The following is a 14,862-nucleotide window of genomic DNA, read 5'->3' on the forward strand; positions in this document are numbered from 1 at the left end:
CGCGGGCCCACTGGAATGTAGAGCAAGCCTATCAGGTTGCGGCGCCTACCAAACGACCAAATGGAAGGTAAAAAAGGGGCTTTTCCTGCCTTTGGAGTGGATGGCGGCTCGCATAATAGCGTTCATCACAGTTGCGCCCCTTGCGGGCAGCCAGAACGCGGTGAACGGATGCAGTCGATGCCTTCTTCCAGCAACACACTTCACGCAGCCCAGTGCGCGCCTCATGCAGTCGCTGAATGGATACTCATGCGGGGGCAAGCATGAGTAACGGCGCCACGACGCAGGAGCGTCAGGACTCCTCAGCCAGCGGCTCCGCCGCGGTGGTCGAGCGCCTACAGCAACAGCTGCGCGGCAACCCCTTGATCGCCATCCTGATCGGTGGCGCTGCAATGATCGCCATCGTGGTCGCACTGCTGATGTGGGCGCGTGCGCCTGAGTATCGTGTCCTCTACAGCAACCTTACCGAGGCCGATGGCGGGCGCATCATCAGCGAGCTGGAAAGCCGCGGCGTCCCATATCGCTTCAGTGAAGGCGGCACTGCACTATTGGTGCCGGGAGATTCCGTACACAGCCTGCGCCTGCAGCTGGCCGAGCAGGGCCTGCCACGTGGTGGCAACGTCGGCTTCGAGCTGATGGACAACCAGGCCTTCGGCGTCAGCCAGTTTGCCGAGCAGGTCAATTTTCAGCGCGGCCTGGAGGGCGAGCTATCGCGCTCCATCGAATCCCTGGGGCCGGTAGCGCGCGCCCGCGTGCACCTGGCCATGGCGCGCTCTTCGGTGTTCGTGCGCGATCGTGAACCCGCCAAGGCATCTATCATCGTCACTCTGGAGCCGGGCCGGGTGATGGGCGACGGTCAGGTCAGCGCCATCGTTCACATGGTATCCAGCAGCGTTCCCGACCTGGCCGCGGAAAACGTCACCGTGGTCGACCACAGCGGCCGCCTGCTTTCCCAGACCAGTAGCCAGGGCCGCGGTCTCGATGCCACCCAGCTAGACTACATTGCCGAGGTGGAGCGCTCTTTCCAGCAACGTATCGAAAACATTCTGGCACCGATCCTCGGTCGCGAGAACATCAGTGCCCAGGTCGCCGCCCAGATCGATTTCTCCCGTCGCGAAGAGACCTCAGAACGCTTCGGCCCCAACCAGCCGCCCAACGAAGCCGCGATACGCAGCCGCCAGTCGAGTCTTTCCTACAACGGCGGCGACGGCTTAGCGCTGGGCATCCCCGGCGCGCTGAGCAACACGCCGCCAGGGGTGGCCCCTTCGCCCATCGAGCTGCCCACCGACGAAGACGGTGAGCTCACCGAAGAGGCACAGCAGAGCCTGCAGGCACTCAACAACCTACGCCAGGACGACGTGGTCAACTTCGAGGTCGACCGCAACATCCAGCACATTCAGCATCGTCAGGGTGAGGTGACCCGTCTTACCACCGCCGTAGTGGTGGACTATCGCGAAGAGCGCAACGAAGACGGCGAATGGCAGCGCGTGCCGTTGAGCGAGGCTCAGATCGCCCAGATCGAGCGTCTGGTGCGCCAGGCCATCGGCTTCTCCCCGGCACGTGGCGACGAAATCGAAGTGGTCAACAGCCCGTTCAGCCGCGACGTGACGGAAGCCGAAGAGTTCGAGTGGTGGCAATCGCCCGAGGTTCATTCGCTGGCTCTGACCATCGGACGCTATCTGCTGGTGGCGCTGGGTGTACTCCTCGGTTACCTGCTGGTCCTGCGTCCGCTGATCAAGCGCCATACCGAGCAGCCCCTGCTCGCCAGCGCTCCGGGCACCGGCCTGCAGGTACGCGTGGGTGACGATGGTGAGCCGACCGAGGGCGAACTGCAGGCGGCCGGAGAAGACGATGAGCTGCGGCCGTACCAGAAGCCCAAGCGCAAACGTCGCTCGTCGGCCTATGAAGACCATCTGGCCGAGCTGCGCGAGCTCGCCCAGGAAGATCCCCGCATGATCGCCATGATCGTTCGCAGCTGGATGAGTAAGCATGAGTAGTGCCAAAGCGATGAACGGCGTTCGCCGCAGCGCCATCCTGATGCTGGCCCTCGACGAGGACAGCGCGGCCGAGGTGTTCAAGTACCTCTCGCCCAAGGAAATCCAGCAGTTGAGCATGGAGATGGCCGACATGGGCCAGGTATCCCATGAAGACATGCAGCAGGTGATGCTGGAGTTCCACCGAGAGACCGAAGAGTTCATCGCCCTGAACCTCAACTCCAGCGAGCACATTCGCTCGGTGCTGACCAAGGCGCTGGGCAGCGAGCGTGCCACCAGCATCATCGAGGACATCCTGGAGTCTTCCGGCTCCAGCAGCGGTATCGATTCGCTGAATCTGATGGAAGCCTCGATGGTGGCCGAGCTGATCCGCGACGAGCATCCTCAGATCATCGCCACCATCCTGGTCCACCTGGAGCGTCATCAGGCGGCCGATATCCTCGAGCTGTTCGACGACAAGCTGCGCAACGACGTGGTACTGCGTATCGCTACCTTCAGCGGCGTGCAGCCGGCCGCCCTGCAAGAACTCACCGAGGTGCTCTCGGGCATGCTCGACGGGCAGAACCTCAAGCGCAGCAAGATGGGCGGCGTGAGAACGGCAGCCGAGATCCTCAACCTGATGAACTCCTCTCTCGAGGAAACCGCCATCGAGACGGTGCGCGCCCACAGCGAGGATCTGGCACAGAAGATCATCGACGAGATGTTCCTGTTCGAGAACCTCATGGATCTCGACGACCGCAGCATCCAGCTGGTGCTCAAGGAGATCGACACCAACTCGCTGGTGGTGGCTCTCAAAGGCGCTCCCGAAGGGCTCATGGAGAAGTTTCTGCGCAACATGTCACGCCGTGCCGCCGATCTCATGCGCGAGGACATGGAAGCCCGCGGGCCGATTCGCGTTTCGCAGGTGGAAGCCGAGCAGAAGGCCATTCTCCAGGTGGTACGCCGTCTGGCCGATTCCGGCGAGATCGTGCTGAGTGGCGGAGACGACACCTATGTCTGATCGGGCAACCGGCGCGGAACGCCACGCCCCCTGGCGGCGCTGGCAGATGGACGAACTGCATGCCGAGCGCCCCGACGATGGCAACCGGCAGGCTCTCGACCCAGCCGTGGAAGCCCGGCGCCGCGAGGCATTTCAGCGCCAAGCAGAGCTGAAGACGCTGCGCGAGAAAGTGATGCAGGAAGCCCGCGAGGAGGGCTATCGCGCCGGCTTCGAGGAAGGCCGACAGGCAGGCTATGCCCAGGGCTTGGATGAGGGGCGCTCGAAGGCGCAGAAAGAACTCCAGCGGCAGGTTCGTGACACCGTGGTACCGCTTCGACCGCTTGCAGAGCAGTTCTCCATCGCCCTCGAGGGGCTCGATGAAGAGATTGCCAACGACCTGGTGGAGTTGGCCCTTGCAACCGGCCATCAGCTCGCTGGCGAAGCGCTCAAGGCTCGTCCGCGCCAGGTACTGGAACTGATCAGAGCACTGTTACATACCGAGCCGCCGCTGGTGGGCCAGCAGCGCCTCTGGCTACATCCGCTCGACCACAAACTGGTCGAGGAGCACCTGGGCGCTGAGCTGGCCGCGGCCGGTTGGAAATTGCAACCCGACACACAGCTCACCCGCGGCGGCTGTCGCGTCACCAGTGCCAACGGCGAGTTGGATGCCACCTGGGAGACCCGCTGGCAGGCGGTGAAATCCCAGGTCAGACGTCGGCGTGCAGCACCCGCCGACGACAGCAGCGACAACGAAGAGTAGAGACAACGCAATGAGCGAAGCGGCAGCGACCACCAATGCGCATCAAGCACGCTGGCAGCAGACGCTGCGGCATGTGCGCGCGCGTGTGGAAACGGTGCCCGGCTATCGCACCAGCGGTCGGGTGCTGCGCGCCACCGGCATGGTGATCGAAGCCGTCGGACTGCGCGTGGCGCTGGGCAACGCCTGTCGCATCGAGCTGCTCTCCCCCGGTGGCAACGAGCCGCCCCGTTTCGCCGAAGCCGAGGTAGTCGGCTTCAACGGCGAGCGTCTGCTGTTGATGCCGCTCACGGAAATCGCCGGCCTGATGCCCGGCGCCCGGGTCTTCCCGCTGGGCGACGGTCCGGATCATGCGGCACGCCGCTTCCCACTGGGTGAATCCCTGCTCGGTCGCGTGGTGGATGGCAACGGCGAGCCGCTGGACGGCTTCGGCCCTCTGGACGAGGCCCCCCGTGCCCCGCTGTCCACCCCCCCACTCAACCCGCTGAAGCGCGCTCCCATCGACGAGCAGATCGATGTGGGTATCCGTGCCATCAATGCCCTGCTCAGCGTTGGGCGCGGCCAGCGCATGGGGCTGTTCGCCGGCAGCGGCGTGGGCAAGTCGGTGTTGCTCGGCATGATGGCCCGCTACACCGACGCCGAAATCATCGTGGTGGGCCTGATCGGCGAGCGTGGGCGCGAGGTTCAGGACTTCATCGACAACATTCTCGGCCCCGAGGGGCGTCGACGTGCCGTGGTGGTAGCGGCACCGGCCGATACCTCGCCGCTGCAGCGCCTGCAGGGCGCCGCCTATGCCACGCGGCTGGCAGAGGGTTTTCGCGATGCGGGCAAGAACGTATTGCTGATCATGGATTCACTGACCCGCTACGCCATGGCCCAGCGCGAAATTGCTCTGGCCATCGGCGAGCCGCCGGCCACCAAGGGCTATCCGCCTTCGGTGTTCGCCAAGCTACCCAGCCTGGTAGAGCGTGCCGGCAACGCCGAACGCGGCCGCGGCTCGATCACCGCCTTCTACACCGTTCTCACCGAAGGCGACGATCAGCAGGACCCGATTGCCGACTCGGCGCGCGCCATCCTCGACGGCCATATCGTGCTGTCCCGCACCCTGGCAGAAGCCGGCCACTACCCGGCCATCGACATCGAGGCCTCGATCAGCCGCGTGATGACCCACATCATCGACGACAAGCAGTTGCGCATGACCCAGGCGTTCAAGCGCCTGTTCTCGCGTTACCAGCGCAATCGCGATCTGATCAGCGTCGGCGCCTACAGCCCGGGGCACGACCCTCAACTGGACGAGGCCGTACAGCGTTACCCCCAGTTGGAGCACTTTCTCCAGCAGGGCATGAATGAGAACGCCTCGATCGAGGCTTCCAAACAGGTTCTGGCCGAAACACTAGGAGTCAGATAATGAGTGCATCGTCACAACTCGCCATGCTGAGCGACCTGGCCCGCGACGCCCGCGACCAGGCAGGACAGCTGCTGGCGGGCGAGCGTCAGAGTGAACGTCAGGTCAGCGCTCAGTTGGAGTCGCTCAATCGTTATCGGCTCGAGTATGCCGAGCGCTTGCAACAGGCCATGCGTGAAGGCATCGATCCGGCGAGTATGCACAACTATCAGCAGTTCCTGGCGTCACTGGATGCCGCCCTGCAGCGCGCCAGACAGGCGCTGGAGGCCCAGCAGCAGCGCGTTCAGCAGAGCCAGCAAAATTGGCAACAGGAACAGAAGCGGCTTTCCGCCTTCGATACCTTGGTATCGCGACGCGATGCCGAGCGACTGCGCCAGGAGGCGCGCCGCGACCAACGTACCAGTGACGAAATGGCAGCCGGACGGCTACTACGCCAGCGTACCGACCTCTCTTCCTGAGTCGGTAAGGAGAAGACCATGAATATCCAGATGATCCTGTCCGCTCTGCCGAATCAACTCCCCGGCAAGCAGGAAGCCGGTGTCGCCCCGGGACCGTTCGCTCTGGCCTTGAACCAGGCTAGCGGCAGCGCTCCCTTCAAAGACCGCACTGTGTCTCTTCCGCTAGCCGATTCCGGCCATGCCTTGCCGCAAACCATGGCCGCGCATCAGGCGCTGCTCCAGGCGATGTATGGCAACATCGATCAGCAGCCCGACGGTGAAAGCGGACACACCGATGCCAACGCCCAGCTCGACGAGATCATGGCACGTCTTGCCCTGATCGACGGCAGCTTTGTTCAGGAGCAGGGTACCGGCAGCGCGCCGGCTCCGATGCTACAGACCGATCCCGACTTGGTAGTCGCCGGTGACGCCACAGCTGCCGATCATGCCGAACGTCAAGCCTCCGCCTTTGCTGCTGCGGCCTTGGCATCCCCGAGCAGCACCGGCGAAATGCGCATGGCTAACGGTGACAGCGCTGCGCTGACCACTGCCGGGCTGGCAACTGGCCAAGGCCAGACCGCTGCATTGCCCCAGGCCGCCATGACCGTCGATCGTGTCCTCGCTGCCCAAGCGGACGAAGCCCCACTACGCGTAGTCAATACGACAACCGAATTCACCACGACCTTCGCTAGAACGGCCCAGGCCGGTGGCGAGCTTCATCCGATGACGCCTGACTCCCCACGCGCCGGCTTCGTGCCGGAAGCCACCACCATGACACAGCCCGGCAGCGCCCCGACAGGGCAGGCTCAGGCTGCTGCGCAACCCGCACTACCCACCCAGGCCACTCTCACCGCCCCGCTGCAGAGCCCCAACTGGCCCGCCCAGTTGGGTCAGCAGCTATTGCAATTTGCCCGCATCGGCGGCGAGCAGCAGGTCGAGATGCGGCTGAACCCGGCCGAACTCGGCCCTCTCTCAGTGACACTCAAGATGACCGAGCAGGGTGCCCAGGCGCAGTTCCTGGCCTCACATGCACAGGTTCGTCAGGTGCTGGAGCAGGCTATTCCGCAACTGCGTGAAGCGCTGGCCGAACAAGGCATTACCCTGGGTGAGACCTCGGTGGGCGAGCAGCGCCGCCAGGATGCCCAGGCTTTCGCCAATCAGGATGGCCGCCAGAGTCAGGGTGGCTCGGCTTCCGGCGAGGAAGAGGCCGCTCTGGCCGCTGCCGACGAAGCCGCATCGACTTCGACCGCCACCCTGTCGCTGGATGGCCGGGTGAACCTCTACGCCTGAGACAAAAAGCCAAGATAAGCCCTTTCGCGCGGCCTGTTCCTGTCATCGCAGGTCGCGCAGCTTGGCATAATCATCCCAACAGCTGGACAACATACGAAAGGCAAGGCAATGGCAAAATCGATGGGTGGCTCCACAAAGCTCCTGTGGCTGATGGTGCTGCTGGTACTGCTCTCCATGGCAGCAGCGGGAGCGGCCATCTACATGGTCATGAGCGAGCGTGACGCCAGCGAAGGTGGCAACGCTCAGACGCAGCAACTGCAGCGACAGACACCGATCTTCGTCAAGATCGACCCCTTTACGGTCAATCTCGCCGACGACAATTTCGGCTCGCGACTGCTCTACACCGGTATCTCGCTCAAGGTCGGCAACAACGAGACTCGCGAGATTCTCACTGAGCACATGCCGCAGGTTCGCAGCCGTCTGCTGATGTTGTTCTCCGGCAAGCAAGCCAGCGAGCTGACCACCCCGGAAGGCAAGCGCCGCCTCGGCGATGAAGTGATTGCCGTGCTATCCGACCCGCTGTCCCAGCCTCAGCCGTCCCTGGATATTCGAGACGTGCTGTTCACCGAGTTCATCGTGCAATAAACCGGGTGCCCCTGCCACCATGTCCCAAGACGATCTGCTGTCACAGGATGAGATAGACGCCCTGCTCAAAGGCGTCAGCGGCGACGACGAGCCCGTTGCACGAAACGACGGCGAGACGCGCGTACGCCCATACGACCCGGCGACCCAGCACCGCGTGATTCGCGAGCGCCTGCAAGCGCTGGATATCATCAATGAGCGCTTCGCGCGGCACTTCCGCATGGGGCTTTTCAACCTGCTGCGGCGCAGCGCCGATATTACCGTCGATTCAGTGCGCTACCTGAGCTACAGCGAGTTTTCGCGCAACGTACCGGTGCCGACCAACATCAACATCATCGGCATGAAGCCGCTGCGCGGTTCGGCATTGATCGTGTTCCCGCCCAACCTGGTGTTCATGGTGGTCGACAACCTGTTCGGCGGCGACGGGCGCTTCTTGACCAAGTCGGAAGGTCGCGAGTTCACCAATACCGAGCAGCGCATCATCCAGCGCCTGCTGAATCTGGCCATCGACGCCTATGAGGAGTCGTGGAAGTCGGTCTATCCGCTGCAGATCAGCTACCTGCGCTCGGAAATGCAATCGAAGTTCGCCAACATCACCAACTCCCCCAACGAGATCGTGGTGAACACGAACTTCAACATCGAGGTAGGCAATCTCGCCAGCAGCTTTCAGATCTGCATCCCCTACTCGATGGTCGAGCCATTACGCGACCTGCTGGCCAACCCGCTCAGCGATGGCCATCACAACCAGGACAGCTCCTGGACCAAGCGCATGGCCGGCGAGATTCGCCGCTCGGAGGTGGAGTTGATTGCCAACTTTGCCGACATTCCTACCCGTATCGCCCATGTCATGGCGCTGAAGGTGGGCGACGTGCTTCCGCTGGAACTCCCCGAGACCGTGACCGCCAGTGTCGACGGGGTGCCTGTGATGGAGTGCGACTACGGCAGCCAGCACGAACAGCGCGCGCTGCGTGTCATCCGCATCATCGACCATGGTGCACAGAACCCGGTGTCGAAGGACGCCTTCATCAAGGGCGCAGCGCCTCAAGCCAAGGAATCCAAGCATGACTGATCCCAAGAAACCCGATCAGAACGTTTCCGACGACGACTGGGCCGCCGCCATGTCCGAACAAGAGGATAAGGAGCCGGCGACCGACGACGATCCCTGGGCCGAAGCCATGGCAGAGCAAGCCGCGGCCGAGCAAAGCGCAGGTAGCACTGACGACGACCCGTGGGCGGAAGCTCTGGCCGAACAGGAGGCATTCGAGTCGTCCGCCGACGAGGCACCTGCTGCTGCCGCTCCGCCGGCTGCCCCTCAGTCCGCTGGAGAGCGGGTTTTCCGCCCGCTCGATAGGGGCAAGGAAGTCGGCGCTCCACGCGACCTCGAGATGATTATGGACATCCCGGTCAAACTGACCGTGGAACTGGGCCGTACCAAGCTGACCATCAAGCAGTTGCTCGAGCTGACCCAAGGCTCCGTCGTCGAGCTCGACGGTCTGGCCGGCGAGCCGATGGACATTCTGATCAACGGCTACCTCATCGCCCAAGGCGAAGTGGTAGTGGTCGACGACAAATACGGCATCCGCATCACCGAGATCATCACCCCTTCCGAGCGGGTGCAAAAACTCAACCGATGAGCAACACTCCCTCGACCGAAACCCCGGCCGGCATCGACGCGCTGGCCGTGGGTGGAGATGCTCTGGTAGGCATGGCCACCCTCGGCAAGACGGCTGCTGCCCTGGCGCTGGTCATCGCTATCATCCTGATCTGCACCGCCTTGCTGAAGCGCTGGAACCCCCAACAGCGAGCGGCAGGCGGACATCTACGGGTGGTGGGCAGTGCTGCCGTCGGTGCTCGCGAGCGTGTGGTCATCGTCGAGATCGAAGACACCTGGCTGGTGCTCGGTGTCGGCGGCGGGCAGGTCAACAAGCTACACGAGCGGCAGGCACCTGCACGCCCCGCCGAGGTGACGACTGGCACGCAGACCGCAGACGAGCGCTTCGCCGTCCGCTTTGCCCGCGCCTTGAAACAGAACGCCGGCCTGGGTGGCTCCAGGCGGGGAGAATCATGATTCGCTCGCTGGTCCTGCTTGCCGTCCTTTTGCTTGCTCTTCTACCACTGGGCACCCATGCCCAGCAGATTCCCGGCATCATCAGCCAGCCCCTGGACAACGGCGGCCAGCAGTGGTCGATTCAACTGCAAACGCTGCTGCTGCTCACCTCGCTGGCCTTCCTGCCGGCGGCGCTGCTGATGATGACCAGCTTCACCCGTATCATCATCGTGCTCAGTCTGCTGCGCACCGCCATGGGTACCCAGGCTACGCCACCCAATCAGGTACTGCTGGGTCTGGCCCTGTTCCTGACCTTCTTCGTCATGTCACCCGTGATCGGACTAGTGTACGAGACCGCCTGGGTGCCACTTAGCGCTGACGAAATCGATTTCGAGCAGTTCCTACTGCTGGCCCAGGAGCCGTTCCGCGAATTCATGCTGGCCCAGACCCGCGAGCCCGACCTAGCGCTCTTTGCGCGCCTGGCAGAGGTCGGTCCCATGCAGGGGCCCGAGGATGTACCACTGCGCATTCTGGTACCGGCCTTCGTCACCAGCGAGCTCAAGACGGCGTTTCAGATCGGCTTCACCATCTTCATCCCGTTCCTGATCATCGACCTGGTGGTTGCCAGCACCCTGATGTCACTGGGCATGATGATGGTGCCGCCGGCCACTATCTCGCTGCCGTTCAAGCTGATGCTGTTCGTACTGGTGGACGGCTGGCAGCTGATTGTCGGATCGCTGGCGGAGAGTTTCTTCATATGAACGCCGCCAAGACAAGCCGGTCGCGCCGCGCCGGCAAGGAGTCACAATGACACCGGAAATGGTCATGGGCATCGCCTATCAGGGCATGCGCGTCACGCTGTTCCTGGCCGGCCCCCTGCTGATCACCGCTCTGCTCACGGGTCTTACCGTGAGTCTGTTCCAGGCTGCCACCCAGATCAACGAGATGACGCTCTCGTTCATCCCCAAGATTCTCGGCGTGTTCACCGTGCTGGTGCTGGCCGGCCCCTGGCTGCTGAAGCTGATCGTGGACTTCACCCGCAACCTCTTCACCAGCATCCCCAGCATGTTGATGTGAGTCGCACTCTTGAGGTGAGCTACGCATGGTCGAGGTGACCTTCGATCAACTCCACGGCTGGCTGGTGCTTCTGCTGTGGCCCTTCGTGCGCATCCTGGCATTCTTTCAGGCAGCTCCGCTGTGGGGACACTCCAGCGTGCCGAACCAGGCCAAGATCGGGCTGGCATTTCTCATCACGCTGGTGATCGCCCCGGTATTGCCGCCCATGCCCGACGTGCCTCTCGTCTCCTGGGCGGGCTTCGGCATCATGGTGGAACAGATGCTGATCGGCATTGCCATCGGCCTGGTCATGCACGTTGTCTTCGCCGTGGTTCAGGCAGCTGGTGAGTTCATCGGCCTACAAATGGGCCTGGCCTTCGCATCCTTTTTCGATGCCGGCAGCGGCACCAACACCATGATCCTTTCGCGGATCTTCTTCATGATCACCCTGCTGATGTTCCTCGCCCTGGGCGGCCACTTGATGGTGCTGGAAGCACTGGTATCGAGCTTTTACGGTCTGCCTATCGGCATCGGCGCATTCAATCCCGCGGCTTTTGAGATGGTGGTGCGCTACGGCGGCACCATCTTCGTCGCCGGCATGTCGCTGGCGTTGCCACTGGTGGGTTCGCTGCTGATCATCAACCTGGCCATGGGCATCTTGAACCGTTCAGCTCCTCAGCTGACGGTGTTCAACATCGGCTTCCCCACCTCGCTGACCGTCGGCCTGGTGCTGCTGATGGTACTGATGACCGATATGTCACGTTTCCTGCAGCGGCTGTTCAGCAACGGCATCCAGTTCATCTACGCGCTGATCGAGGCGCTGGCGCCGCTGGCCTGACATCACCCTTGCCTCATCATTAGTTAAGCCCATCTGCAAACGCAAAAAAGCCGCCCGGCAAGCCGGAGCGGCGAAACGAGATCTCGTCAATTGCACGAGATCTGCAGGGAAGTTGAGCCGGCTTACCTGGCGGCTCGATGGATTGCCGTCCCAGACAGAATCCTCACAGGAAGTTGAACAGTGACATGCTCTTGACGTCGACGAAGGCCTTCTGAGCCGCCTGCAAGCCGACCTGGCGCAGACTGTAATCGGCAATTGCCTTGGCGTAGTCGAGATCGACCAGATCGGAAAGCGTTTTATCGTAGTTCATCATTCGGTTGCCGGCGACGGCATCGACCACGTCCAGTTCGTTGAGGCGCGCACCCATGGAGGCACGCACGGTCAGTACGTTGTCGAGGCTGTTGTCGAGTTCACGCATCACCGTGTTGATGGTGTTGCGGAAGTGGGCACGGTTTTCTGGCGTGCCCTCCTGATCGAGCTCCAACAGGTCGATGGCATCCTTGAGTGACTTGAACAGGTCCTGGTTGGCATTGGCGTCGTTGGCCGGGCGCAGCTGGATCTGGTCGCCGTCAGCGGGCGCGCCCTCCAAAGTGATGCTGACGCCACCAAAAACGACGGCCTTGCCCGATTCATAAGACTCGTCAGCGACAATGGGGGTTCGGGTACCGTCGGCCTCAACGACACTGACGGAAAATAACGGGTTGCCATCCGTGTCGGTAGAAAATTCCAATTCGAACGGCTTGCCGAAGTGCTCAGCATTCGGGTCGACGCGGTTCGGCCCGCTGGTGAATGCAACCGAACCTTCATTGCGTACGAAGCCTTGCTGAGTACCAATACTCGTTTCGCCAGGCGACTCTCGCTCCGCTCTCGCCACATAGCCGGCTCCCGAAGGCACGCTCTGGAAGATGGTCTTTCCGTTGTCGGCCACCGGCATCAGGCGCGAGGCATCGATCCGCTGCTCGCGGGTGTTCTCGTCTCCGACATAGTTGACACCAGAGATGCCATCCCCACTGGTGCGGGCGAAGGGCGGTGAGTTGTCCTGGTAGCCACCAAACAGATAGCGACCGTTGCCGTCGGTGGCATTGGCCTGGCCGATCAGGGTCTCGTAGATGCCGCGCAGTTCGGAGGCCACCGACTGGCGGTCGACGTCGCTCAGGGTGTCGCTTGCTGCCTGGACCAGCAATGTCTTGGCGCTGGTAATGGCATCGGCCGTGCTGTTGAGCACGCTCTCGGCCTGAGCCAGCGAGTTACGCGCCGACACACGAGCATCGGCAAACTGCTGGGTCACGGCCTTGGCCTGGGACACCCCGACTGCCCGAGACGCCGCTTGGGGGTCGTCGGAGGGGTTGACGACCCGCCGGCCACTGGCGATCTGCTGGCCGACCTTGAGAAAGTCGCTCTGCTGACGATTCATGGATGCCACGCTCTGATCGAACATGGTCACAGTGCTGATACGCATCTTTGTGGACTCCCCGAAGATCAGTTACGCAAGCCGAGAATGGTATCGAACAGCGTGGAAGCGGTATCGATGACCCGGGCATTGGCCATGTAGAACTGCTGGTAGCGAATCAGGTTGGCCGCTTCTTCGTCCAGGTTGACCCCCGACTCGGACTGTTGCACTGCCTTGAGCTGGTCGGTCAAGCCCTGGCGTGCATCGAGATTTACCTTGACGATGTTAGTCCGGTTACCCACATCGCTAACCATGCCGCCGTATGCCTGGCTTAGGGACGCACGGCCACCTACCAGGGCCTGGCTCTGCAGGTTCTGCATCGCCAGGGCGTTACGGTTGTCGCCGGTGCCGGAAGCGGCGATGCCCAGATCGAGCGTAAACTCCCCCTGCTCAGCACTGGGCAACGTCACCTTGAAGCTCACCCCATCCACCGTGAGTGTCGCACCGGCGGTCAAGGGGTCGCCATCAATCGTGCCGTCTGGGTTAACGGTTCGCTCTTCGCCGTCGACCAGAACGGTAGCAGGCATTTCCTGACCTACCGCCGAGCCGAAGGTCAACACTCCAGCGCTATCCAGTGTGATGGCATAGCTTCCCCCATCAGCCAGGCCGCCGAGCGCTCCTGCATCGGCACGGACTTGGCCGGAAATCATGTCGCTGGTGGCGGAAACGAAACTGCCGGCGGCGATCTTGTCCAGGTCGGCGATCTGGGAGTCGAGATTCGCCGCAGCGCGACGCACCGGTTGCACTTCGTAACGGTTACCGTCGTTCGGGGTTCCGCTGAACTCCAGGGTGATGCCGCCAAAGCTGAGCGTCGAAGTATCGGCATCCCAGTTGATTTCATCTGCCGGTACCGCTTGGCCGTTATCCTTACGGGTAATCTGCGGCTCTCCGTCCTGAAAGCGAATGGTGTAATCCGTGGCGCGCAGCTTGTCGATGTTCGCCGCATCGAAGCTGGCCGCCGTCACTTCCACGCCACCGGTATTGCGCGGAAAGGAGTATGCGCGGGGCTGGCCGATGCTGAAGAAATCACCGCCCTGGTTACCATCGAGATCCTGACCCAGGCGATGCTGCTCGTTGAAACCTACCGCCAGCGATACGGCAAGCTGACCGATCTGATTCTGGGTCTTGTCCAGGGTCTCGGCACGGAAGGTCATCAGTCCGCCCAGTGTCCCCCCCTTGATGGTGTTCTCTCCCAGCGCCACCAGGTTGCCGCCGGAATCGCGATAGCCAAGCACGGTACGCTGCGGATCGTTGGGGGCATCCATCGCTTCCAGGCGATAGTGGTTGGTGCCGGACACCAGCGGCTGCCCGTTGGGCAGGCTGATGTTGTAGCTCTTACCGTCCTGGATCTCCAGACGGATATCCATGCGCTCGCTGAGTTCGGCAACCAGCTGGTCGCGCTGATTGAGCAGGCTGTTGGGGGCCTCGCCGCTGCGTGCCCGAGCCAGGGCGATCTCGCGATTGAGCGTTGCCAGCTGCTCGGTCATGTTGTTGATCTGGGTGACTTCGTCCTTGATCTGACCGTTGATACCTTCCTGCATGTCCTGCAGATAGCCGTCGAAGGCGCGGAACTGGGCAGTCAGGGTATTGGCAGTACCCAGCAGGCCCTGGCGGGCCGCCGGGTCGGAGGGGGCACCGGCGAGATCCTCGAGGGAGGAAAAGAAACTCTGCATCAACGGCGCCAGGCCCGCCTCGCGATCGGCCAGAAGATTGTCGATCTGGCTGATTTGATTTTCGTAGGTCTTCAATGCACTCGATGCACTGGTCGCTGCGTTGAGCTGGTTGGCCACGTACTGATTGAACTGGCGCTGGATGGCATTGACCTGCACGCCGGCATCGGCACGGCTCTGGCCGAGAATCGTCAGTTCACGATTGTAGCCGGGCGTGTAGACGTTGCTGATGTTGTTGCTGGTGGTGTTCAGCGCGTTCTGGGCGGCATTCAGACCGCTCAGGCCGATGGAAAAAATGGTGCTCATGGTGTCGTTTCCTTTCGCCAATGCCCTTTATATCGGCCTGAATCGTCGTGACTT

At 62.4% G+C, this 14,862-nt stretch carries 15 protein-coding genes; 13 read left to right on the plus strand and 2 right to left on the minus strand.

Annotated elements, in window-relative coordinates:
• Nucleotides 1-260 precede the first annotated feature (260 nt).
• The 13 genes from fliF to fliR all read left to right on the plus strand — a co-directional run bounded on the left by fliF (nt 261) and on the right by fliR (nt 11,382).
• On the plus strand, nt 261-1,994 hold the full coding sequence (gene fliF / locus B8115_RS16640; RefSeq protein ID WP_010628967.1) for a flagellar basal-body MS-ring/collar protein FliF: 1,734 nt from the start codon (nt 261-263) through the stop codon (nt 1,992-1,994).
• The gene (fliG, locus tag B8115_RS16645; protein WP_026038186.1) at nt 1,987-2,991 is read left to right on the plus strand and encodes a flagellar motor switch protein FliG; all 1,005 of its coding nucleotides are present in this window, start codon (nt 1,987-1,989) and stop codon (nt 2,989-2,991) included. Before fliF ends, fliG begins: the two co-directional genes overlap by 8 nt.
• Nucleotides 2,984-3,730, plus strand: coding sequence for a flagellar assembly protein FliH (locus tag B8115_RS16650; RefSeq protein ID WP_010628969.1), 747 nt, complete (start codon nt 2,984-2,986; stop codon nt 3,728-3,730). Before fliG ends, B8115_RS16650 begins: the two co-directional genes overlap by 8 nt.
• A 10-nt stretch (nt 3,731-3,740) precedes the next feature.
• The gene (gene fliI / locus B8115_RS16655) at nt 3,741-5,135 is read left to right on the plus strand and encodes a flagellar protein export ATPase FliI (protein WP_010628970.1); all 1,395 of its coding nucleotides are present in this window, start codon (nt 3,741-3,743) and stop codon (nt 5,133-5,135) included.
• Nucleotides 5,135-5,590 (plus strand): flagellar export protein FliJ, encoded by a 456-nt coding sequence (gene fliJ, locus B8115_RS16660; protein ID WP_010628971.1) that lies wholly within the window; start codon nt 5,135-5,137, stop codon nt 5,588-5,590. Before fliI ends, fliJ begins: the two co-directional genes overlap by 1 nt.
• A gap of 18 nt (nt 5,591-5,608) precedes the next feature.
• Nucleotides 5,609-6,859, plus strand: a complete 1,251-nt coding sequence (locus B8115_RS16665) for a flagellar hook-length control protein FliK (RefSeq protein WP_010628972.1) — start codon at nt 5,609-5,611, stop codon at nt 6,857-6,859.
• A gap of 120 nt (nt 6,860-6,979) precedes the next feature.
• The gene (gene fliL, locus B8115_RS16670) at nt 6,980-7,444 is read left to right on the plus strand and encodes a flagellar basal body-associated protein FliL (RefSeq protein WP_010628973.1); all 465 of its coding nucleotides are present in this window, start codon (nt 6,980-6,982) and stop codon (nt 7,442-7,444) included.
• 19 nt (nt 7,445-7,463) lie between these two features.
• The gene (fliM, locus tag B8115_RS16675) at nt 7,464-8,510 is read left to right on the plus strand and encodes a flagellar motor switch protein FliM (RefSeq protein WP_010628974.1); all 1,047 of its coding nucleotides are present in this window, start codon (nt 7,464-7,466) and stop codon (nt 8,508-8,510) included.
• The gene (gene fliN / locus B8115_RS16680; RefSeq protein WP_010628975.1) at nt 8,503-9,075 is read left to right on the plus strand and encodes a flagellar motor switch protein FliN; all 573 of its coding nucleotides are present in this window, start codon (nt 8,503-8,505) and stop codon (nt 9,073-9,075) included. The genes fliM and fliN overlap by 8 nt, the downstream gene beginning before the upstream one ends.
• Nucleotides 9,072-9,509 carry a flagellar biosynthetic protein FliO gene (gene fliO, locus B8115_RS16685; RefSeq protein WP_010628976.1) on the plus strand — a complete coding sequence of 146 codons (438 nt, stop codon included), beginning with the start codon at nt 9,072-9,074 and terminating at the stop codon, nt 9,507-9,509. Before fliN ends, fliO begins: the two co-directional genes overlap by 4 nt.
• Entirely contained in the window at nt 9,506-10,249 is a 744-nt protein-coding gene (fliP, locus tag B8115_RS16690; protein ID WP_010628977.1) for a flagellar type III secretion system pore protein FliP, read from the plus strand. Before fliO ends, fliP begins: the two co-directional genes overlap by 4 nt.
• 46 nt (nt 10,250-10,295) lie before the next feature.
• Nucleotides 10,296-10,565 carry a flagellar biosynthesis protein FliQ gene (fliQ, locus tag B8115_RS16695; RefSeq protein WP_010628978.1) on the plus strand — a complete coding sequence of 90 codons (270 nt, stop codon included), beginning with the start codon at nt 10,296-10,298 and terminating at the stop codon, nt 10,563-10,565.
• A gap of 25 nt (nt 10,566-10,590) precedes the next feature.
• Nucleotides 10,591-11,382: a flagellar biosynthetic protein FliR gene (fliR, locus tag B8115_RS16700; protein ID WP_010628979.1), complete on the plus strand. Its 792-nt coding sequence runs from the start codon at nt 10,591-10,593 to the stop codon at nt 11,380-11,382.
• 163 nt (nt 11,383-11,545) lie between these two features.
• Here fliR and flgL read toward each other — a convergent pair whose 3' ends face one another.
• Both flgL and flgK read right to left on the minus strand, forming a co-directional pair.
• Complete coding sequence (flgL, locus tag B8115_RS16705; RefSeq protein WP_010628980.1) at nt 11,546-12,841, minus strand: flagellar hook-associated protein FlgL; 1,296 nt, start codon at nt 12,839-12,841, stop codon at nt 11,546-11,548.
• 20 nt (nt 12,842-12,861) lie between these two features.
• A complete protein-coding gene (gene flgK / locus B8115_RS16710) occupies nt 12,862-14,808 on the minus strand; it encodes a flagellar hook-associated protein FlgK (RefSeq protein ID WP_010628981.1) in 1,947 nt (648 codons plus the stop codon).
• Nucleotides 14,809-14,862 lie beyond the last annotated feature (54 nt).

The organism is Halomonas sp. KM-1, from assembly GCF_000246875.1.
Lineage (GTDB): Bacteria > Pseudomonadota > Gammaproteobacteria > Pseudomonadales > Halomonadaceae > Halomonas > Halomonas aerodenitrificans.

What these genes read in the sequence shown, in the direction of transcription:
- fliF (WP_010628967.1), top strand. Translation starts at nt 261, where the DNA reads ATGAGTAACGGCGCCACGACGCAGGAGCGTCAGGACTCCTCAGCCAGC.
- fliG (WP_026038186.1), top strand. Translation starts at nt 1,987, where the DNA reads ATGAGTAGTGCCAAAGCGATGAACGGCGTTCGCCGCAGCGCCATCCTG.
- B8115_RS16650 (WP_010628969.1), top strand. Translation starts at nt 2,984, where the DNA reads ATGTCTGATCGGGCAACCGGCGCGGAACGCCACGCCCCCTGGCGGCGC.
- fliI (WP_010628970.1), top strand. Translation starts at nt 3,741, where the DNA reads ATGAGCGAAGCGGCAGCGACCACCAATGCGCATCAAGCACGCTGGCAG.
- fliJ (WP_010628971.1), top strand. Translation starts at nt 5,135, where the DNA reads ATGAGTGCATCGTCACAACTCGCCATGCTGAGCGACCTGGCCCGCGAC.
- B8115_RS16665 (WP_010628972.1), top strand. Translation starts at nt 5,609, where the DNA reads ATGAATATCCAGATGATCCTGTCCGCTCTGCCGAATCAACTCCCCGGC.
- fliL (WP_010628973.1), top strand. Translation starts at nt 6,980, where the DNA reads ATGGGTGGCTCCACAAAGCTCCTGTGGCTGATGGTGCTGCTGGTACTG.
- fliM (WP_010628974.1), top strand. Translation starts at nt 7,464, where the DNA reads ATGTCCCAAGACGATCTGCTGTCACAGGATGAGATAGACGCCCTGCTC.
- fliN (WP_010628975.1), top strand. Translation starts at nt 8,503, where the DNA reads ATGACTGATCCCAAGAAACCCGATCAGAACGTTTCCGACGACGACTGG.
- fliO (WP_010628976.1), top strand. Translation starts at nt 9,072, where the DNA reads ATGAGCAACACTCCCTCGACCGAAACCCCGGCCGGCATCGACGCGCTG.
- fliP (WP_010628977.1), top strand. Translation starts at nt 9,506, where the DNA reads ATGATTCGCTCGCTGGTCCTGCTTGCCGTCCTTTTGCTTGCTCTTCTA.
- fliQ (WP_010628978.1), top strand. Translation starts at nt 10,296, where the DNA reads ATGACACCGGAAATGGTCATGGGCATCGCCTATCAGGGCATGCGCGTC.
- fliR (WP_010628979.1), top strand. Translation starts at nt 10,591, where the DNA reads ATGGTCGAGGTGACCTTCGATCAACTCCACGGCTGGCTGGTGCTTCTG.
- flgL (WP_010628980.1), bottom strand. Translation starts at nt 12,841, where the DNA reads ATGCGTATCAGCACTGTGACCATGTTCGATCAGAGCGTGGCATCCATG.
- flgK (WP_010628981.1), bottom strand. Translation starts at nt 14,808, where the DNA reads ATGAGCACCATTTTTTCCATCGGCCTGAGCGGTCTGAATGCCGCCCAG.